This window comes from Chryseobacterium aquifrigidense (assembly GCF_006716485.1).
Lineage (GTDB): Bacteria > Bacteroidota > Bacteroidia > Flavobacteriales > Weeksellaceae > Chryseobacterium > Chryseobacterium vietnamense.
The window spans coordinates 119,555-140,525 of the sequence record NZ_VFPD01000001.1; the positions used below are offsets into that span (position 1 = coordinate 119,555).

At 37.4% G+C, this 20,971-nt stretch carries 15 protein-coding genes; 9 read left to right on the plus strand and 6 right to left on the minus strand.

Annotation, left to right across the window (positions count from 1 at the left end; genetic code table 11):
• Window positions 1-229 precede the first annotated feature (229 nt).
• Window positions 230-1,123, minus strand: coding sequence for an AraC family transcriptional regulator (locus FB551_RS00595; protein WP_142013991.1), 894 nt, complete (start codon window positions 1,121-1,123; stop codon window positions 230-232).
• 184 nt (window positions 1,124-1,307) lie between these two features.
• Here FB551_RS00595 and FB551_RS00600 point away from each other — a divergent pair, with 184 nt between their 5' ends.
• The gene (locus FB551_RS00600) at window positions 1,308-2,510 is read left to right on the plus strand and encodes an MFS transporter (protein ID WP_185150194.1); all 1,203 of its coding nucleotides are present in this window, start codon (window positions 1,308-1,310) and stop codon (window positions 2,508-2,510) included.
• A 70-nt stretch (window positions 2,511-2,580) separates the two neighbouring features.
• On the opposite strand, the gene FB551_RS00605 is transcribed toward FB551_RS00600, so the two are convergent.
• Window positions 2,581-2,961: a SpoIIAA family protein gene (locus FB551_RS00605; protein WP_047432974.1), complete on the minus strand. Its 381-nt coding sequence runs from the start codon at window positions 2,959-2,961 to the stop codon at window positions 2,581-2,583.
• A gap of 114 nt (window positions 2,962-3,075) precedes the next feature.
• Here FB551_RS00605 and FB551_RS00610 point away from each other — a divergent pair, with 114 nt between their 5' ends.
• Window positions 3,076-4,281: an NAD(P)/FAD-dependent oxidoreductase gene (locus tag FB551_RS00610; RefSeq protein WP_142013994.1), complete on the plus strand. Its 1,206-nt coding sequence runs from the start codon at window positions 3,076-3,078 to the stop codon at window positions 4,279-4,281.
• Window positions 4,282-4,925: 644 nt separating this feature from the next.
• On the opposite strand, the gene FB551_RS00615 is transcribed toward FB551_RS00610, so the two are convergent.
• Both FB551_RS00615 and FB551_RS00620 read right to left on the minus strand, forming a co-directional pair.
• On the minus strand, window positions 4,926-6,116 hold the full coding sequence (locus tag FB551_RS00615; protein WP_142013996.1) for a VWA domain-containing protein: 1,191 nt from the start codon (window positions 6,114-6,116) through the stop codon (window positions 4,926-4,928).
• Between the two features lie 198 nt (window positions 6,117-6,314).
• Complete coding sequence (locus FB551_RS00620; protein ID WP_047432967.1) at window positions 6,315-6,989, minus strand: SIMPL domain-containing protein; 675 nt, start codon at window positions 6,987-6,989, stop codon at window positions 6,315-6,317.
• Window positions 6,990-7,127: 138 nt separating this feature from the next.
• Here FB551_RS00620 and FB551_RS00625 point away from each other — a divergent pair, with 138 nt between their 5' ends.
• Window positions 7,128-8,921, plus strand: a complete 1,794-nt coding sequence (locus FB551_RS00625) for a tetratricopeptide repeat-containing sensor histidine kinase (protein WP_142013998.1) — start codon at window positions 7,128-7,130, stop codon at window positions 8,919-8,921.
• Window positions 8,922-8,946: 25 nt separating this feature from the next.
• Here FB551_RS00625 and FB551_RS00630 read toward each other — a convergent pair whose 3' ends face one another.
• The gene (locus FB551_RS00630) at window positions 8,947-9,300 is read right to left on the minus strand and encodes a WG repeat-containing protein (protein WP_142018039.1); all 354 of its coding nucleotides are present in this window, start codon (window positions 9,298-9,300) and stop codon (window positions 8,947-8,949) included.
• Window positions 9,301-9,473: 173 nt separating this feature from the next.
• Here FB551_RS00630 and FB551_RS00635 point away from each other — a divergent pair, with 173 nt between their 5' ends.
• Both FB551_RS00635 and FB551_RS00640 read left to right on the plus strand, forming a co-directional pair.
• A complete protein-coding gene (locus FB551_RS00635) occupies window positions 9,474-10,208 on the plus strand; it encodes a LytR/AlgR family response regulator transcription factor (protein ID WP_047432960.1) in 735 nt (244 codons plus the stop codon).
• Between the two features lie 74 nt (window positions 10,209-10,282).
• Window positions 10,283-10,825 carry a lipocalin family protein gene (locus FB551_RS00640; protein WP_142014001.1) on the plus strand — a complete coding sequence of 181 codons (543 nt, stop codon included), beginning with the start codon at window positions 10,283-10,285 and terminating at the stop codon, window positions 10,823-10,825.
• Window positions 10,826-10,888: 63 nt separating this feature from the next.
• Here FB551_RS00640 and FB551_RS00645 read toward each other — a convergent pair whose 3' ends face one another.
• Entirely contained in the window at window positions 10,889-11,362 is a 474-nt protein-coding gene (locus FB551_RS00645; protein WP_142014002.1) for a DUF7832 domain-containing protein, read from the minus strand.
• Window positions 11,363-11,475: 113 nt separating this feature from the next.
• Between FB551_RS00645 and FB551_RS00650 the strand changes: the two genes are divergently transcribed.
• The 4 genes from FB551_RS00650 (at window position 11,476) to FB551_RS00670 (ending at window position 20,916) form a co-directional block, all read left to right on the plus strand.
• On the plus strand, window positions 11,476-12,726 hold the full coding sequence (locus FB551_RS00650; protein ID WP_142014005.1) for a CinA family nicotinamide mononucleotide deamidase-related protein: 1,251 nt from the start codon (window positions 11,476-11,478) through the stop codon (window positions 12,724-12,726).
• A gap of 89 nt (window positions 12,727-12,815) precedes the next feature.
• Complete coding sequence (locus FB551_RS00655; protein WP_142014008.1) at window positions 12,816-16,214, plus strand: polysaccharide deacetylase family protein; 3,399 nt, start codon at window positions 12,816-12,818, stop codon at window positions 16,212-16,214.
• Between the two features lie 187 nt (window positions 16,215-16,401).
• On the plus strand, window positions 16,402-18,459 hold the full coding sequence (locus FB551_RS00660) for a M13 family metallopeptidase (protein WP_142014011.1): 2,058 nt from the start codon (window positions 16,402-16,404) through the stop codon (window positions 18,457-18,459).
• Between the two features lie 360 nt (window positions 18,460-18,819).
• Window positions 18,820-20,916: a M13 family metallopeptidase gene (locus tag FB551_RS00670; protein WP_142014017.1), complete on the plus strand. Its 2,097-nt coding sequence runs from the start codon at window positions 18,820-18,822 to the stop codon at window positions 20,914-20,916.
• Window positions 20,917-20,971 lie beyond the last annotated feature (55 nt).

Here is a 20,971-nt window from a genome sequence, read left to right on the forward strand (position 1 = left end):
TTCAGGTGGCAGGGATCAGTTAGCAGATATTAGGTAGTGGATTATAGGTACTAGGTTGTAGATCAGTGGTCAGCTAATGAATGTGGCAATTTTTACATTAATGGGTGTCATTATTCCCATCCTTTGGAGGGGTGGCGAAAATTCAAAGAATTTTTGACGGGGTGGTTCATACAACACTCACAAAAACATCCACAGCAGCCGAATTTAGTCCACTTTCATTAAAAATTATTTAACAAGTTGTATCCTTCTTAATCACTCCAATTCTTCCATTAATTTCAATAGGCCTGAAATGTTTCTTCTTGAATTCAGAAGGCGTTTCTCCCGTATGCTGCTTGAATAATTTATTGAAATAAGAAAGACTTTCAAAACCTACCTGAAAACAAACTTCCGTCACAGATTGGTCTTTCAGCAGAAATATTTTAGCCTGATTGATCCTGTAATTGTTGACAAAATCTGTAAAGGTCATATTCGTCTGCTTTTTAAAATACCGGCAGAAAGCAGGAGTACTCAAACTAACAACTTTGGCCACTTCATTTACGTTGGGTTTTCTGTCATAATTTTCGTGGATATAGTCGTAGATGGTTCCCATTCTGATTTTATCATTCAAAAACCATTTAATCCGGGTATCATCTTTATTGAGTTCCTTTACTTCGGTAGATCCGGCGAGAATTTGCAGAATTTCAATTAACCCAACCAAAGATTCAAAAGAGTTTTTATCTTTAATAACCTGTAGTTTTTCAACAACTGTATTTTTGGTTTCACCTGAAAATGAAAGTCCGAGATAGGAACGTTCTAAAAGATTTTTAATATTTTCAAATTCAGGAACAGGAAGAATAATGTCCTGAAGGAAGCTTTCCCTCATCTGCAATACAAGCTGCTTGCATTCAGTCTGAATACCATAGTCAAAATTAAGGTGAGGGACATTGGAACCAATCAGTAAAAGATCACTGTCTGTAAAACCGGAAATGTTTTTGCCAACGTGGCGGATTCCGTTCACAGCTTCTACATATACCAGTTCAATTTCCGGATGATAATGCCAGAAAAAGCAGTTTTTCAGAGAAGGTGCAAATAGCTTGAATGATTTCCCATTTTCAAATTCAATAATTTCTTTCTGGATTTTCATTTTGTCCTGATTTGATTGTTTCTGAATTTAAAATTAAATAAAAAGGTTAATATGGAGCAAATTTTTATCATTCAAAGAGGTGTGAAATTCAAACTTTCTTTCGATTTTTGCACTTTCAAAATAAAGATACTCAGGCGATCCTTTAATTTGAACAAAATTAATTCAGAAAAAAGATTTAGATACAATGAAGATTGATAAAAGAATAATACCGCTGGCAATCGGTGGCTTAGGAATAGGAACTACGGAATTTACCGTAATGGGACTGCTGCCGGATATTGCCAAAACATTACAGATTACGATTCCGCAAGCCGGACATTTGATTTCAGCATATGCCATGGGCGTAGTTATCGGAGCGCCAATTCTGATTGGATACTCTGTAAAATTCCCCCCTAAAAAAGTCCTGATGGCTTTCATGATCCTTTTTACATTATTTAATGCACTTTCAGCTATAGCTCCGGGATACAACAGTATGCTTGTTATCCGTTTTATGTCCGGACTTCCGCATGGAGCCTTCTTCGGAGTAGGAACAGTGGTAGCTTCAAGAATGGCAGGAAAAGGAAAAGAAGCCTTTTATATATCGATGATGTTTACGGGGCTTACAGTTGCCAATCTGGCAATGGTGCCTCTGGTTACCTATATCGGACATACGTTCCACTGGAGGCTGTACTTTGCTATTGTGGCTGTTATCGGGCTTTTTGCCATCTTATTTTTAAAACTGTGGCTTCCAAATCTGGAATCCAATCAGAATACCCACTTCATGGAAGAGCTGAAATTCCTTAAAAATAAACAGTCGTGGCTGGTATTGGCTATTACAGCCATTGGATTTGGAGGATTGTTCACATGGCTGAGCTATATTACTCCGTTGATGACTATTGTTGCCGGGATTAAAAGCAGTCAGATGGCTTATGTAATGGTTCTTGCCGGAGCCGGAATGGTAGTTGGAAACCTGGTGGGAGGTATCGTTTCTGATAAGCTGGGACCTGAAAAAACGTGCGTATTACTGATTTTCCTGATGATGATTTCTCTCGGAGGTGTTTTCTTCCTTGCAGAATATACGAATATTGCTTTGGTACTGACATTTATGTGCGGTGCTCTATCCATGTCAATCGCCTCACCCATCAATATTATGATGATGAAAGCTGCCCCGAAAAGTGAAATGATGGCCGCCGCTTTTATGCAGGCCGGTTTTAATATTGCGAATGCAATGGGTGCTTTCCTTGGCGGAATTCCTTTAGAATATGGCTACTCATTCAAATATCCATCGTTGGTAGGAGTAGGCATGACTTTTATTGGAGTGGTTATCAGTGTAAGATATATGTACCTGTATGGTTCAAAGACTCAGGATGAAGAAGAAATGGCTGCTGAATGTGTGTCATGCGATAAATAAATATGAGCCTTAGTTAAGAATAAAATCGCCTGTTTCAGTAAGAAACAGGCGATTTTTTATCAAATAACCTTTATGCCTCTACCTCATCTCCATTTTTACACCAGTAGAGTGCATTGTATAAATTTTCTTTGGGGAAAGATTTAAACTCTCCCGGCATCAGAACACTGAAAACACTGGTGAAATCACGTATCCCTTCTTTATCTGTAACAATAGCTGAACGATTCCAGTTGGTAAGATTTTTCAGTCCCAACAATAAATCTTCAAGCCATGCACCCATGGTAAAATTATCCAGATCGGTATCCAAATACAATAAATAATTCAGCTCACCGAACTGCTCTACCTTCTCTTTTACGCGCGGAATTACCAGTTTTTCAAAATCCTCTTTCGTTACTTCTCCCGTTGCATTGAATGCCGCAACATTCTCCGGAGCTTCTGGAATAATTGTTATCATAATCAATATTTTATGGTGGTTCAGTTTAAAAGAATAACAATAATTACACCATAATTTAGTAGAAAATTGTTAAAAAAGGTATAAATGTTGTTAGTTTCAGTGTAAAATATTAATATGAATCTCAAATCAAATGAACCTTTCTGGCTTCTAAAAAACGGATTGTTAGCATCTTATCCATCTTTAAAATCAAATGAGGAATGTGATGTTCTCGTCATAGGCGGCGGCATTACAGGAAGCCTGATCGCTCATCAGATGATAAAAGACGGATACAAGACCATCCTGATTGATAAGCGCGAGCTTTGCAACGGAAGTACTTCCGCTACCACTTCAATGTTACAATATGAAATAGATGTTCCCCTGTATGAGCTGATTGATCAGATAGGGAAAAAAGGAGCGGTCTTAAGCTATAAAGCCTGTAGCGATGCTATTGATACACTGGAAAAAATTACAAAAACCATCAGGTCCAAAGCAGGTTTCAAACGCAAAAAATCATTGTATTATGTTTCAAAAAAGAAAGATCTGGAATGGCTGAAAAAAGAATACGAAGCGAGAAAAGCTGCTGGATTTGAAGTAAAGTGGCTGTCTTCAGATCATGTTCTGGACCAGTTCGGGTTTGAAAATACGTATGGTGGAATCTTGTCAAAACAGGGTGCAAGCATTGATGCTTTTCAATTTGCTCATGAGCTTTTTATGCATAATGTAAAGAAAGGATTGAAGATATTTGATAAAACTGAAATGGTAAAAGTGGAGGAGCATAAAGGATTTAATCTGGTCACCACGGACAGCGGATTTCAGATTAAAGCCAAAAAAATGATTTACTGTATAGGATACGAAAGCAAAAATCTGATCAAAGAAAACTTTGTCAACCTTAAAAGTACCTACGCGGCCGTCTCTGAAATTGATAAAGACAAGTTCAAAAACATCAGCAGCACATTAGTATGGAATACCGATACTCCTTATCTCTATATGCGGACTACCGATGACGGAAGGCTTTTAATAGGAGGTGAAGATGAAGATTTTTATAATGCAGAAAAGCGTGATGCTATTTTAGATAAAAAAGAAGAAAAGATCATCAAAACACTAAAGAAAATAAAACCTGACTATCATTTCTATACAGACTTTGTGTGGGCTGGAACTTTTGGAGAAACAAAAGATGGTTTACCCTATATCAGCGAGCATAAAAAATTTAAAAATTCTTATTTTGTGTTAGGTTTCGGAGGAAACGGAATTACCTTTTCAGTAGCGGGAATGGAAATGGCTTCTTTGTTTATGAAAGGCAAAAAGCATCCGTTATCAAGGTATTTTACGTTTGGAAGATGATATTTTTACCACAAAAGCCACATAAGTTTTTAAAAACTTGATTTTTTATAACTGCAAATATTAACCGTAATCATCTGTGAAAATCTGTGAAATCTGTGGGAAAAAACAAACCACAAAAGCCACAAAAGTTTTTAAACACTTCAATAAGCTTTCGGGGATATCTTTGCGCTTAATAAGTTCACATAAGTTTTTAAAAACTTGATTTTTTATAACTGCAAATATTAACCGTAATCATCTGTGAAAATCTGTAAAATCTGGGAAGAAACAAACCACAAAAGCCACAAAAGTTTTTAAACACTTCAATAAGCTTTCGGGGATATCTTTGCGCTTAATATGTTCACATAAGTTTTTAAAAACTTGATTTTTTAACTGCAAAGTTGACCTTAATCATCTGTGAAATCTGTGAAATCTGTGGGAAAAAACAAACCATAAAAGCCACAAAATATTTTACACATTTTAAGCTTCAGATTTGCGAATACCAGATATAAAAAGGTTATTTAGATTCCTTCGGAATGACAACTGCCTGGATAAATCATTATTTCAATTGTGTCGTTCCATAGGAATCTAATCTAAATTATTGTAAGATATAGAGCACTTATCATAATGTAGTGAATAGCAAAAAAGCGGGCCTCAACCCGCTTACACTACAAACTATACCCATTCTTTTTCGCAAGCTCAACAATAGAACTTTCAATGGCCTTTCCCAGATCATCAGAATCATCACTTCCCCGTTTTTTCATTTCGGAATCAATATAAGTCTGGCGTTTCTTGGATAGTTCTTCTATTTCTTTTTGAATTTTATCGCGTGCCGCAGATTTGGCAGCAATTGTTTTTTGAATTTCTTCTTTGCTTTTTCCTTTCAACTCTGCAGGCAGTTCACTTTCTTTTACAGTAGCAATAAATCCTGCATCTTTTTCAGCTTTATCCACCAGATCCCAGTGATCATTTTTGTAGGCATTCTTTTTGGATTTTGCAACTGTTCTTTCTACCAGATTGGAAGCTGACTGCATTTCTGCGTTTTTATCCTGTGTAATCTGCTTTAGTCTGTATTCCGAACCGTGATTTCCGTAATAGATATAAGTGTCATTCAGCTTTGCATTACATTCGGAAATTTTGAGGTCATAAGGAGTTTCAATATAAAGTACCTTTCTGTCACTATCAATATTGAAATACTTTCCACCTCCTAATAAAGCTCCAATTTGCCAGAACGTCTGGATTCCTTCTTCCCGGCTTCCACAGAAAATAGTGTTGGTGTATATATTTTTAGCCTTTGATTTTGAAATCACATCTTTATAATTTATTTTACCCTGGTCAAATGCTTCATTTCCTGCAATATAAATCAGTTTCATACTTTTCTCATTTCCATCCCAATTGAGGTTGGCAGCAGCATCACGGATGACAGCACCGCAATATTCATTTCCGCCATTGGTTCTTAAGGCAAATAATTTTTCAGAAACCAGATCAAGATCCTGAGTAAGAGGAGTTACCTGACGGATATAATTTTCATCGCGGATTCCGTCATTACCATATTCATAAAGCGCAATTTCGATCTGGGGAGCTTTCCCGTTGTACTTAAGTGTTGTTAAAGTATTTACAATATTCCATAATCTGGATTTTGCCTGATCAATCAGCCCGTCCATACTATTCGAGGTATCCAGTAAAAGGGCAACCTGAATTTTATTGTCCTTTAAGGTTGCGTTGGCCGGAATCAATGTTCCTTTTTGTGCCGGTAAATGGCTTTCAATATTACTTTTTGCAGAGCGGTTTTCCGGAATATTACCGGAGCTTAAAAAAGCTGTTCCCGCTGCAAGTGCTAAGATTTTTAACGTTGTCATAGTCGTATTTTTTATTGGTTATTTGTTGTAATTAGGGAATAGTGTTTTATTGTTATTTTGAATTCCTGAAGTAAAATTATCTCTATTTAAAGCTGTAAATCGGGAAACTTGGTGAAGCGGGCTTTTGACTTGGTGAGTTGGGAAGCGGTAAAGAAATAAAAAACAGCTCCAAAGGAACTGTCTTTTAAATCTGTTATTTTAAAGGATTTCGTATTTTGTTTTAATGCTGTATTTCAGTTTAATGTTTTCAATATTATCAAAAGAGAAATCTACTGGAGCATCCGCCATTTCCAACTGGATATTGCTGGTTCTTGCTTTATAAGCTACAGGCATGATCATATCGCTGGTGTAATCTTCTATTTCTACAATTTCAAGAGCATTACCTGTCTTTTTGCCCATACTTTCCAATAAATAATCTGCTTTTTCTTTAGCGGCTTTCAGAGCATTGATCTTTACTGCTTTTCTGAAATCTGCAATTTTGGTATTCTTTACCTCTGCAATGTTCAGGCTGCTTACCCATTTTTGGTTCAGGTCTTCAAAGATTTTGCTAAGATTTGATTTTGCACTGGCTTTAAAATGATAGTTCTTAGAAAACTTAGCTGATTTAGAATAGATATTCTGGTACATAGATTTGAACTTGATGTCCTCGTTCTTTACACCTGCATTTTTTAAAATATCAAATAACTTCTTTTCATTTTCTGCCAGATCGTTTTTATTATCAGCTTTTATCCCGATGCTGAAGATAATTTCATCCGGTTCCACTTCCATTTCGGCAACGCCTGTTACTTCAATGGCGTTTTTCTTTACTTCCTGAGCATTTACAAAGCTTCCAAGGGTTAAAATTCCGATTAATAAAAAATGTTTCAATTTCATAATTTCCTGTTTTTAAATTTTTAATTACTGATGTAAAATTACGCCGATCAGAAGCCCGAAACCGGGAGACTTGGTGAAACAGAGCTTTCGCTTGGTGAATAGTTTTGAGTACACTATATATATGTATATCTTTGTTTTATGAAAATGCTTACACTCTTTACTATCTTTTTACTGGTGTTTTGGGGAAATATGATCCATTCCCAAACCACTAATAACAGCAGTGCTGCTGTGGAAGAGGTACAGGTAGAAACGAAGAAGCTGAAAAAAGCAATGGATTCCAAAAATGAACCCGCGCAGGCAGATTCTTATTATAATATTGGTGAAACATTCTTCAATGGCGGAAATTTTCCGAAAAGTGAAGAGTATTATACAAAAGCAAAAAAACTGTATGAAAAGCTCAATGATAAGGCCAATATTGAAAAAGTAACCCGAAGATTAGCCCAGTCACAGGAAAAACAGAATAAAATAACTCCTGCCATCAGCAATTACAGCATGGCAGCACAGATGAGCTACAGCGAAAAAAGCAGGGCTGTAAATTCTAATGATGCGGCAAGACTTTCTTCTCCCACGCCGGAACTGAAAGCAGAAGCCATCCAGAGTAATATCAATCTGACTAAAAAAGAAAATGAGCAAGGCGATCTTGCAGAAAGCTACAGCCAATTGGCGGAGGTTAATCTGAAACAGAAAGATGTTTCCAGTGCTGAAGAAAACCTGAATACAGCCTATAGAATTTCTAAAAAGGAAGCTCCTCAACAGGCTCTGGCCATCAATCAAAAACTGGCAGATCTTTATGTAGAAAACAAAAATTTTGAGAAAGCTATTGAAGCCAAAAAGAAAGTTCTGACAGAAGATTTCGTAAAAGAAAACTCACAGGAAAAAGTCAACCAGATTCAGGAGCTTGCAGATATTTATATTAAGAAAAACGATCCGAAGGAAGCCGTGGATCTTTTGAAAAATGCCTACGGAATTGCTTTAGATAAAGGCCATACACTGGAAGCTCAGAAAAGTGTAAAAAAACTGGACAGCCTTTATGCTATTTCAGGAAATGTAGATGCTTCCGTTCAGCTGTACAGAGATTTTTTGGGAAAACTTCCGAGTCTTGTCTCTAAAGACAGAAGTCTTGTTGATAATAAAATTCTGGAAGATACAGAACAGCGAATTTCACAACTGGAAAAAGAAAAAGAGCTTAAAGATGAATTGATCAGAAAGAAGAACGTTTTTAATTACAGTCTGATTGGAGCTTTAATTCTGTTGACAGGATTAATTATTTTTATTTTCAGAACACTGAAGAAGGTTCAGACAAAAAATAAAAAGATAGCGCTTCAGTCGCTTCGGAGAGAAATGAACCCTCATTTTATCTTCAATAGTTTAAATAGTGTCAATCACTTTATCGCAACCAATAATGAACTGGAGGCGAATCAGTATCTTACAAAATTTTCCAAGCTGATGCGTGGCGTAATGGAAAATTCCACTGAAGATTTTATTCCTTTTCAGCAGGAACTCGACCTTTTGCAAAATTATCTGGCGCTTGAAAAGACCCGTTTTGCGGATAAATTCGATTATGAAATTGAAGTAGATGAAAGTTTGAATATGCAAAACCTTCAGGTTCCGGGAATGCTGATACAGCCGTTTCTGGAAAATGCTGTCTGGCACGGACTCCGCTACAGAACCGAAAAAGGATTTTTAAAATTAAGCTTTGAGAAAAGTGAATCCCATCTTAAAATTCTTATCGAAGACAACGGAATAGGTATTGAAGAAAGTAAAAAGCAAAAAACAGAACATCAGAAAACAAGAGAGGGCAGAGGCATGAAAAATACATTGGAAAGAATTCAGTTGCTGAATGATTTATACAAAAAAGAGATCACCTGCTCTGTAAAGGATAAGGAAAATAATAATGGTGTTTTGGTAACAATCCGTATCAATCTGAAGTAATTGAATCCGGATTGATCTGCGGTTTCTATTTGATGTATTTTTTCTTTAAAACAGAAAAATTCTTTTTGATATAGTCCAGTTCATAATGAGCAGGAATGATTTCAGTACCTGAACGGTTAATAAATCCATAGGTTCCCGTTATGTTTTTTACCAATGCCAGATCCTCGGAGTATTCACCGAATTTATTAATCCTGGAATATACAGGTTGAGTGATGATTTTTCCGCTTATATCTGAAATTCCATACGTCCCGGAATTGGTTTTTGTAAGTCTCCAGTTGTTGTTGATCTTACTGATATCCTCTCTTTCCGAGATTTTCATCTGTGAAAAAGAAAAACTGAATACACTCATGCAGCAAAGAATAAGAAGCTTTGATTTCATATGATGTTGTCTGGTTTATTAATTTTAATCTCTAAAATAATTCTTTTGCATCTTTCTTGCAATAAAAATGAATAAAAGTATGGCTTGAGAACTTGTGTCAGCAAATTGTAAGGTTGGTTAAATATTCCTAATTTGCATCTGCAACCTATTGCCTGCCATCTAAAATCTGATGTATGAAAATAAAAGCTGTCATTGTAGATGATGAACTCATAGCTAGAGAAGTTTTACGAAGCTATCTTACCAAATACTGTCCGCAAGTGGAGATTTTGGGTGAAGCCGAAAATATTAAAGAAGCCGTTCCGTTAATTGCTGAAAAACAACCTCAACTGGTCTTCCTGGATGTAGAAATGCCTTTTGGAAATGCTTTTGACGTTCTTGAAGCCACCAAAGATTTCTCCTATGAAACCATTTTCATTACCGCATTTTCACAATATTCTTTGCAGGCTTTGAATAAATCAGCAAGTTATTATATTTTAAAACCTATTGACATTCAGGAGCTGATTCTTGCGGTGAATAAAGTAGCGGAAAGCCTTGAGAAAAAAGAAGAGCTCAACCGGAATAAGATTCTTCTTGAAAACCTGAAATTAAAGCCCGAAAAACAGCAATTGATTTTACCAACTTTACAAGGATTTGATGTGGTAAAAACCGAAGATATCGTAAGACTTCAGGCGGATGGAAACTTTACTCAGGTGTATCTTACAGACGGCTCGAAAAAGATGGTATGCCGTTTTCTGAAACATTTTGATGATCTTCTGGAAAATCCCTTTGTGAGGGTTCACCGTTCCCATATTATCAATACAGGTTTTGTAAAATCCTATCATAAAAGCGGAACGGTCATGTTGTCTGACGATACAGAAATTGAAGTTTCAGGAAGCTTTAAAGATAATTTCCTGAAAGTATTTTCATAGAAATTATTGTACCTTAACAGGCATAAGGCATTATTTTTGACGTTTTTATAGCAACCACACAAAATCTTTCTGTCATGAAAACTATTCATAAAATTATACTTCCCGTTTCGTTAGGAGCATTGGGGCTTATTGTTTTCAATTCCTATTCTGTAAGAATTCCCAGAGGAGCATCTGCGGTAAAGAATTTTAATCTGAAAAAATACCTGGGCAGATGGTATGAGATAGCCCGTTTTGATTACAGGTTTGAGAAAAATATGGATAATGTTACTGCAGAGTATACAGAGAATCCGGACGGAACAGTTCAGGTCAGAAATAAAGGCTATGATTACACCAAAAAAGTATGGAATGAATCTATAGGGGAAGCAAAATTTGTAAAAGATTCCACAGAAGCACGTCTGAAAGTGTCATTTTTTAAACCGATCTGGGCAGGCTATAATGTTATAGATATTGATGAAGACTATCAATATGCCCTGGTTGCAGGAAGCAGTTTAAAATATTTATGGATTCTTTCCCGTACTACCAATATTCCTGAAAGTATCCGCCAGCGTTTTATTCAGAAAGCAAAAAAAATCGGCTATAATACCGATGAATTGATCTGGGTGAAGCATAATCAATAAAAAACAAAATCGCAAAAGGATCAATTTGTACATCAGCCGTTTTGCGATTTTATCTTTTCATTATTAGCTATTTATATATTCCTTCCATTCCTCAAAACGGTGATCAATAACCTGTTTCATCAGATCATAGTTTTCGTAGGTATCCTCGATGTGGTAGAAGGTCTCATATTCGTAGTCACTTTCCTCAGCTTTCGCATCAAAAATATTTACATAATCATCAGCAAATGAGCTGTATCTGTTTCCGAAATCTGTGTCGTCTGCATAATAATCCTTTGCAAAAAGATTTCCCAGCTCATTCAGGTCATATTCAGAGAATTTTCCGTCGCAGGAATCCATAATGAATTCTGCACCAGTAATTTCTCTTCGTTTTAGTTTTTCTATTTCCTCTTCATCATCTTCTTTCAGTTCATCAGAAATCAGATCGTTGTGAATACACCAGTTCAGGAACATTCCGGTGTGTGTAGCCCCGTTTTTCTGAGGAAGTTCTTCCGGAAAATCACCGCCATAATGCCATGAAGCATCATCATATTTAGACATAATCTTGTTGTAGTTTTTGATAATTCAGGCAAAAATAGAAAAAATCAATTTATATTGTCCCAGCCACAGAATTTTCCGTCATTTGCATAGAATTTTTTTCAACAAAAAGATATATGGAAAAAGCTGTTCTGATTACTATCGGTGATGAAATCCTTTCCGGAAATACGGTAGATACCAATTCTAACTTTATTGCTGCTGAACTTAAAAATATAGGAATAAAAGTTATTCAGATTCTTACAATCTCAGACGAAATTGAAACCATTAAAAATACATTGAGCACTGCCTTTGAAGCCGGCGATTTGGTCATTACTACAGGAGGACTTGGGCCCACCAGAGATGATAAAACCAAAAAAGCACTGGCAGAATATTTCAACGATGAAATAGCTTTGGATGAGGTAACCTTCAACCACCTTAAAGGGTATATGGAGAGAAGAGGAAGGGCAGATATTCTCGAAAGAAACAGAGAGCAGGCTTTTGTTCCTACCAAATCCTTTGTTTTTCAAAATCATTGCGGAACCGCTCCATGTATGATGATGGAGCAGGATGGAAAACTATGCTACAGTCTTCCGGGTGTTCCTTATGAGGTGAAACCGCTTATTAAAGATCAGATTATTCCTTATTTACAGCAAAGATTCAGTCTTCATTATATCCATACCAGAATTGTTTCTGTGGTAGGAATTCCTGAAAGTATTCTTGCAGATAAGATTGAAGACTGGGAACTGGCACTTCCCGAAAATATTGCACTGTCTTATCTTCCGGTGGGAACGCGCGTGAAACTTCGTCTGACAGCCTCCGGAGATAGCGAAGAGCAGTTGAAACAACAGACAGAAGAAGAAATTCAGAAGCTGCTTCCTCTGGTAGAAGGCCATGTGATTGCAGTATCTGAGGATAAAATTGAAAATATTCTGGCTGAAATGCTTACCGAAAGAAATCTCACAATTTCAACTGCAGAGAGTTGTACCGGAGGTGAGCTGGCAAAAATGATCACTTCAGTTTCCGGCAGCTCAAAATATTTCCTTGGTGGGATGGTAGCCTATGCCACAGAAAAAAAGATTAAAATTCTAAATGTTTCCAGACAAACCGTTGATGAGTTCACTGTGGTGAGCGAACAGGTAGCTCAGGAAATGGCCAAAGGTTGCCAGCAATTGTTTGAAACTCATATTTCTCTTTCTACAACAGGTGTTGCCGGACCAGGAAAAGGAGAAGATGGCAAAGATATAGGAACGGTTTACTATACGATCAGAATCAATGATCAGGAAGTGACCTCCAAATTATACATGCCCCATCTGGAAAGAGTAGATTTTATGGATTTTGTTTCCCAAAAGGTAATTCAGGATTTGGTTAGTCTTCTTGTAAACAGTTAAATACAGGCATATCTTTTTAATTTTTTTTTAATTAATTTTTATATAGTTTTTCACACTTTTTGAGAGCCCTTCAATAAATTTCAAAAATCGTGGAAAATTCCAAACAGATTTTTCAGACCAGCAGCAAAAAGCGCTGGAAAAGTGTACAATGGGGAAGCCGTGTTTTTATCTTTATAGGAATACTGCTTCTGCTTGCTTTAGGTCTGATGATGACCCTGGACAGAAGTCCTAAAATTCCTTTTAAAGAAGATTATAAAGCTGTCATTACAGCCAACAGACCTTATCTTCAGGAGAATAAAATTTCCAAAGAATATAAAGGTTTCAGGAGCTTTATTTCTGAAAAAACAATTCATACCAACCTTGACAAAATTCAGAAGGCAAGAGCAGAACGATACAAAAATCAGAACCGAAACTGGGATCAGTTTCCCGGAGGCATCCGTTCTGCATTTTATGTAGCCTGGGATCCTCAGTCGCTGATGTCTCTGAAAAGAAATATCAGACACGTCAATCTTGTTTTCCCTGAATGGTTTTTCCTTGATCCCAAAACAGGTGACCTTAAAACCAATGTGGATCCGGAAGGTTATAAAGTGATCAAAAGAACAGGTGTGGCTGCAATGCCCATGCTGAGTAACAATTCCGACAGAGAATTCCGTTCAGAAGGATTGGTAAAAGTTCTTAATGATCCGCAGAAAAGAACCCGTCTGATTCAGAAAATTACCCAGCAATGTCAAAAATATCACTTCAAAGGAATTAATATTGACTTTGAGGATATGAACCTGAATTCTGATGACAATCTGATTGCTTTTATGAAAGAGCTTTCAGAAACCTTCAAAAAGAATCAGTTGCTGGTAACGATGGATATTATGACGGATAATGATGATTACAATATTCCAAGACTGAATCCTTATGTAGATTACTTTGTACTGATGGCTTATGATGAATATTCTGTAGGAAGTGATGCAGGACCTGTTTCTTCTCAAAAATGGATTGAAGAGCAGACTGGCAAAATTGTGAAACAAACCTCTCCACAAAAAATTATTTTGGGATTGGGAGCTTACGGTTACGACTGGAGCTCCAATAAGGATGATAATACCTCCGTCACTTACATGCAGGCGATTACCAAAGCCAGTGCCAGTAAAGCCGTTATTGATTTTAATGATAATACCTTTAATCTGAATTATTCTTATACAGATTCTAAGAATTTAACCCATACCGTATTTTTCAATGATGCGGCCTCCATTTTTAACACAATGCGTTTCTCGTCAGAATATCCTTTGGCAGGAACTGCACTCTGGAGACTGGGAAGTGAAGACAGCAGGGTCTGGAATTTCTATGACAAAGATCTTACATTTGCCGGCCTTTCTAAAGTGAATTTGAAATCGCTTGAAAATGTAAAAGGGCAGACCATGGTGGATTATATCGGAGATGGAGAAGTACTGGATGTTCTGAACACCCCTCATGACGGAAAAATTGCCCTGGAAATTGATCCGAAGGAGAAAATTATCACAGATGAGAATTATATCACTTATCCAAGTTCGTATGAAGTGAAAAAATATGGAAGTGCTCCTCAGAAAGAGCTCGTTCTTACTTTTGATGACGGCCCGGACGAAACATATACTCCGCAGGTATTGGATATTCTGTCCAAATATCACGTTCCGGCAGCCTTCTTTTTGGTAGGATTAAATGCTGAAAAGAACCTTCCGCTTGTTAAACGGATTTATCGTGAAGGACATGAGATCGGAAACCACACTTTCACCCATGAAAATGTAGCTAAAGTAAGTCCGGAAAGGGCTTTACTTGAAATGAAGCTTACCCGTTTGCTCATAGAATGTGTGACGGGACATAGTACGATTCTGTTCAGAGCACCTTATAATGCCGATTCTGAGCCTACCACTTCAGAAGAGATCATTCCGGTAGCTTTGGCAAGACAGCAAAATTACCTTGACATCGGGGAAAATATAGATCCCGAAGACTGGCAGCCGGGAATAAAAGCAGATGAAATTGTAAAACGTGTCATGGCTGGGCTTAAAGAAGAGAGAGGAAATATCATTCTCCTTCATGATGCAGGCGGAGACACCAGAGAAGAAACTGTAAAAGCTTTAAAAATTCTGATTCCCACTCTTCAGAAACAAGGTTATCATTTTACTAATCTGACGAATATTCTGCACAAAAGCAGAAGCGAACTGATGCCTGAAGTTCCTAAAACAAAGTCGTATTACATTATGCAGCTGAACCTTCTATTGGCAACTGTCATCTATGGAATAAGCCATTTTCTGGTGGCATTGTTTACCATTTTCATTGTGTTAGGAATGATCCGACTAATGCTGATGGCATACTGGGCTTTTAAAGAAAGAAAAAAAGAAAAAAAACTGGATGAATTTCCTGTTATGGAATCTTATCCGAAGGTTTCAATCATTGTTCCTGCCTATAATGAAGAAGTGAATATTGTCTCCTCCCTGCAGAATTTGTTGAAACAGACCTACCCGAATTTTAACATTATTATGGTAGATGACGGAAGCAGGGATTCTACCTATGAAAAGGTATCAGAAGCATTTCCTGATCATCCGAAACTGAAAATCTTCGCCAAAACAAATGGCGGAAAAGCCACTGCCCTGAACTTCGGAATATCACAGACGGATGCTGAGTATGTAGTATGTATTGATGCAGATACCAAACTACAGCAGGATGCAGTGAAATATATGATCGCAAGATTCTTAAATTCAGACCCTGCAGAAAAAATTGCAGCGGTAGCAGGAAACGTGAAAGTAGGAAACAGAGTCAACTGGCTGACCAGATGGCAGGCTATAGAATATACAACCAGTCAGAATTTTGACAGACTGGCCTATGCTCACATCAATGCTATTACCGTAATTCCGGGTGCTATCGGTGCATTTAAAAGAGCTGTGATTATTGAAGCAGGTGGTTATTCATCCGATACTTTAGCAGAAGATTGTGATATCACAGTAAAAATATTAAAAGCCGGATATACGGTTGCTAATGAAAACAGGGCCGTTGCAGTCACAGAAGCACCGGAAACGGTGAAACAGTTTTTAAAACAACGTTTTCGATGGACCTACGGAATTATGCAGATGTTCTGGAAACAGAGACAGACTTTCCTTAATCCCAAATATAAAGGATTGGGACTCTGGGCAATGCCGAATATTTTATTATTCCAATACATCATCCCATTTTTCTCACCATTGGCAGACGTGATTATGTTCTTTGGAATCCTGTCCGGAAACGGAGATAAAATATTTACCTATTATCTGATCTTCCTTTTGGTGGATGCCTCATTAGCTTTAGTAGCATTCATCATGCAGCGGGAAAAACTGATCAATCTGCTGTATATTATTCCGCAGAGATTCGGGTATAGATGGCTGATGTATATTGTATTGTTTAAAAGTTTAAGAAAAGCACTGAAAGGCGAAATGCAATCCTGGGGATTTCTGAAAAGAACGGGGAATGTGAAAGAGATAGCAGCTTCTTAAGAAGCCGGGAAGCCGGAAGAATGAGGCTGGAAGTTATTGTACGATTTTCATAACTTCCAGCTTCCTGCTCGCAGCTTCTATTTTTTATAGATTTTTATAATGCTGTAATGTTATTTATTTAAATTTGTTTTCATAAAAAGTAACAAATTCAAAATAAATCATACATATTCTATAAATTGTTATCATAATGAAAAAAATAACGCTTTCTTTGTTTTTAATAGCAGGGATCTGCACTCAAACTACTATGAGCGCACAAGCTAAAGCTGCTAAAGTAGCAGTAACTAACACAGACAAAGGCTTAGACCTTAGCTTGATGGACACTTCAGTACGTCCTCAGGATGATTTTTACAACTATGTAAGTGGAACCTGGATGAAAACTGCCAAAATTCCATCTGACAAACCAACTTGGGGTAGTTTCAATAAACTGGCTGAGGATACGGATAACAATTCCATGACTATCCTGAACTCTCTTCTGAAAGATAAATTTGCTGACGGAAGTGAAGGGAAGAAAATTCAGGATCTGTATGCTACTTACATGAACATGCAGAAGAGAAATGCAGACGGAATCAAACCAATCCAGGAAAATCTGAACAAGATTGATGCTATTAAAAACATGGCTAATCTTCAGAACTACCTTGCTTCTGTAACCAAAGAAGGCGAAAACGTTTTCTACGGATGGGGAGTGGATGCAGACCTTAAAGATTCTAAAATGAATGCGGTTTACTTAGGTAATGCTTCTCTAGGTTTAGGAAGAGATTACTATCAGAAAGTAAACGAGAAAAATACAGAAGCTATTGCTGAATATCAGAAATATGTAGCTTCCATGCTAAAAGAATTAGGATACAAAAATGCTGACGAAGCAGCAAAAGGTATCGTTAATTACGAAAAAAGCATTGCACAGACTTATCTGACCAACGAGCAGAGCCGTGATAACACACTTCAGTACAATCCTAAGACGATGGCTGAACTTTCTGCTTTGGTAAAAAATGTTGACCTTCCAGGTTACCTTAAAAAAGTAGGCGTAAATTCTGATAAAGTAATTATCAGTGAATTAGGATTCTACAAGAATTTTGATAAACTGGTAAATGCTCAGAATCTTCCCGTAATCAAGGATTATCTGAAATTCCACATGATCCACGGAAGCGCTTCTTATTTAAGTGAAAACTTAGGAAACATGAAGTTTGCTTTCTATGGTAAATACCTTAGAGGACAGCAGGAACAAAGAGCTCTTAACAAAAGAGGTTTTGAGCTGATCAACGGTTCTTTGGGAGAAGCTTTCGGAAAATTATATGTTGAGAAATATTTCCCTGCTGAAGCAAAAGCTCAGATGGTGGAATTGATTGACTATTTAAAGAAAAGCTTTGCCGTCCATATCAATAACTTAGCCTGGATGTCTTCAACGACTAAGGAAAAAGCAATGCAGAAGCTGAACAAGTTCACGGTAAAAGTGGCTTATCCTGATAAATGGAAAGACTATTCAAAATTAAATATCGTTTCTGAAGCTAAAGGAGGAAACTTATATCAAAACCTTCAGAACATTGGTGAATGGCAATACAATAAAGACTTAGCTAAAATTGGTAAGCCGGTAGATAAAACAGAATGGGGAATGACTCCACAAACTGTAAATGCATATTACAATCCGGTAAACAACGAGATTGTATTCCCTGCTGCTATCCTTCAGCCGCCATTCTTTAACCCTAAAGCTGATGCTGCCGTAAACTTCGGAGGTATCGGTGCCGTTATCGGACACGAAATGAGCCATGGATTTGATGATTCAGGAGCTCAGTTCGATGCAGATGGTAACCTGGTAGACTGGTGGACTCCGGAAGATAAAGCGAACTTCGAAAAAGCAACAAAAGCTCTTGCTTCTCAGTATGACAAATATGAGCCTGTAAAAGGAACTTTTGTAAACGGTACTTTCACAAACGGTGAGAATATCGCTGACTTAGGAGGAGTAAACATCGCTTATGACGCTCTTCAAATGTATCTGAAAGACAAAGGAAACCCAGGAAAAATCAGCGGATTCACTCAGGATCAGAGATTCTTCCTAAGCTGGGCAACCGTTTGGAGAACATTATCAAGTGAGAAATATATGGTAAATCAGGTGAAAACTGATCCACACTCTCCGGGATATTTCAGAAGCTTCGGTCCGCTTATCAACGTTGACGCTTTCTACAAAGCATTCGATGTGAAAAAAGGAGACAAATTATACAAAGCTCCGGAAGACAGAATCAAAATCTGGTAACAATAACAACCGCTCAGCAATGGGCGGTTTTGTTTTTTTAGGTAGCAAGTGGCAGATGTTAGGTAGTAAGTAGGTGGCAGGTGATAGGTAGCAGTAAGGAAAATAAGTAATAAGTAATAAGTAATAAGTAATAAGTAATAAGTAATAGGGCTTGTGAGACGGAAGTAAAGGTGTACTCTTTTAATAATAACGGCTCTCATCATTCCCCTCCTTCGGAGGGGTGGCAAAAATTCAAAGAATTTTTGACGGGGTGGTCTGCATATCCACTAACCTTAAACCTGAATTATCAATTATCATTCATTACATATCATTAAAGTTTGTATATTTGATAAGTTTGTGTAAAATCAAAAATTATCTTTAATGAAAAAGCTAAATATTGGAATACTTGCCCTTTCGGGTATTGTATTTCTTAATTCGTGTGGTGCCGCTAAGACTGCAGGGACGGAGAATAAAACTGAAGCTACAGCAAAGGTGGCTGAACCGGTAAAAGAAGAAGCAAAAGAAGAGGGAATCAATTTATCGTATATGGATACCAGTGTCCGTCCACAAGATGACTTTTTTAGCTATGTGAATGGAAACTGGGTGAAAACAACTCAGATTCCTTCCGATAAAGCCAACTGGGGTTCTTTCAATGCGTTGAGAGAAAATGTAGATGATGCTTCATTAGATATCTTAAACAAAATTCTTACAGAATCATATCCTACCGGATCGGAAGGACAGAAAATCCAGAATCTGTATGCCTCTTTTATGGATACCAATAAGAGAAATGCAGAAGGTCTGGCACCTATCAAAGCTGATCTTGCCAAAGTAGATGCTATTAAAAGTCTGGGTGATCTTCAGAAATACCTGTTGGAAGCTACAAGATTAGGTGACAACTCTTTCTACGGTTGGAGAGTGGGTGCTGATATGAAGAATTCCAATATGAATGCGGTATATCTTGGTGGTCCGGATCTTGGCCTTGGAAGAGATTATTATCAGAAAGTAAACGATGCCAATACTAAAACACTGGCCGAATATCAGGCTTATGTTGGAAAATTATTTGGCGTTTTAGGATATAAAAATACCACTCAGGCTGCACAGAATGTAGTAGATTTTGAAAAACAGCTTGCCAATTACTTACTGACACTCGAACAAAACAGAGATGCTAATTTAAGATACAATCCTAAAAATGTATCTGAATTATCAGGTCTTGTAAAAAATGTTGACCTTGCAAAATACCTTAAAGATGCAGGTGTAAATACAGACAGAGTGATCATTGGAGAACTGAAATATTACCAGAATATGGATCAGTTCATTACTCAGAAAAACCTTCCTTTACTGAAAGACTATCTGAAATACCATATCATCAACGGAAATGCAAGCAATCTTGATGACAGCCTGGAACAGATCAGATTCGATTTCTATGCGAAATACTTGCAGGGACAGAAAGAGCAGCGTCCGATGAACAAAAGAGGGCTTACCCTTGTGAATGGTGTTCTTGGAGAAGCTTTCGGAAAATTGTATGTAGACAAATATTTCACTCCTGAAGCTAAAAAGCAGATGGAAACCTATATTGACTATCTTCTAAAATCATTCAAAACACATATTGCCAATATCGACTGGATGTCTCCTGAAACCAAAGTAAAAGCTCAGGAGAAATTATCCAAGTTTACCGTGAAAATTGCCTATCCGGATAAATGGAAAGACTATACTCAGTTAAAAGTAGAATCTCCAAAAGAAGGGGCTACACTTTATTCAAACCTTCAGAATGTTGCTGCATGGCAATACCAGAGAAGTTTAGATAAAGTAGGAAAACCTGTTGATAAAACAGAATGGGGAATGTCTCCACAAACTGTAAATGCTTACTACAGCGGATCAAACAACGAAATTGTATTCCCTGCAGCTATTCTTCAACCGCCTTTCTATAATCCTAAAGCTGATGCAGCCGTGAACTTCGGGGGAATCGGAGCCGTTATCGGTCACGAAATTTCTCACGGATTTGATGACAGCGGGTCACGTTTCGATGGAGATGGTAACCTGAATAACTGGTGGACGGATGCAGACCGTAAAAACTTTGATGCAAAAGTAGGTCAGTTAGCCGCTCAGTACAGTGCCTACGAACCAGTAAAAGGAAGCTTCGTGAACGGTAAATTTACAAGTGGTGAAAATATCGGTGACTTAGGTGGAGTAGCAGTGGCTTACGATGCGCTTCAGATGTATTTAAAAGATAAAGGGAACCCAGGTAAGATCAGTGGTTTCACTCAGGATCAGAGATTCTTCATGAGCTGGGCTACTGTTTGGAGAACTAAAGCTACCGACCAGTATATGATCAACCAGGTGAAAACAGACCCACACTCTCCGGGAATGTTCAGAGCATTTGGTCCGTTGGTCAATCAAGACTCATTCATTAAAGCATTTGACATCAAACCGGGAGACAAAATGTATAAAGCTCCTCAGGACAGAATAAAAATCTGGTAATTTTACCATAAATTGTTAGAAAAGAAAGAATCCGCCTCAATATGAGACGGATTCT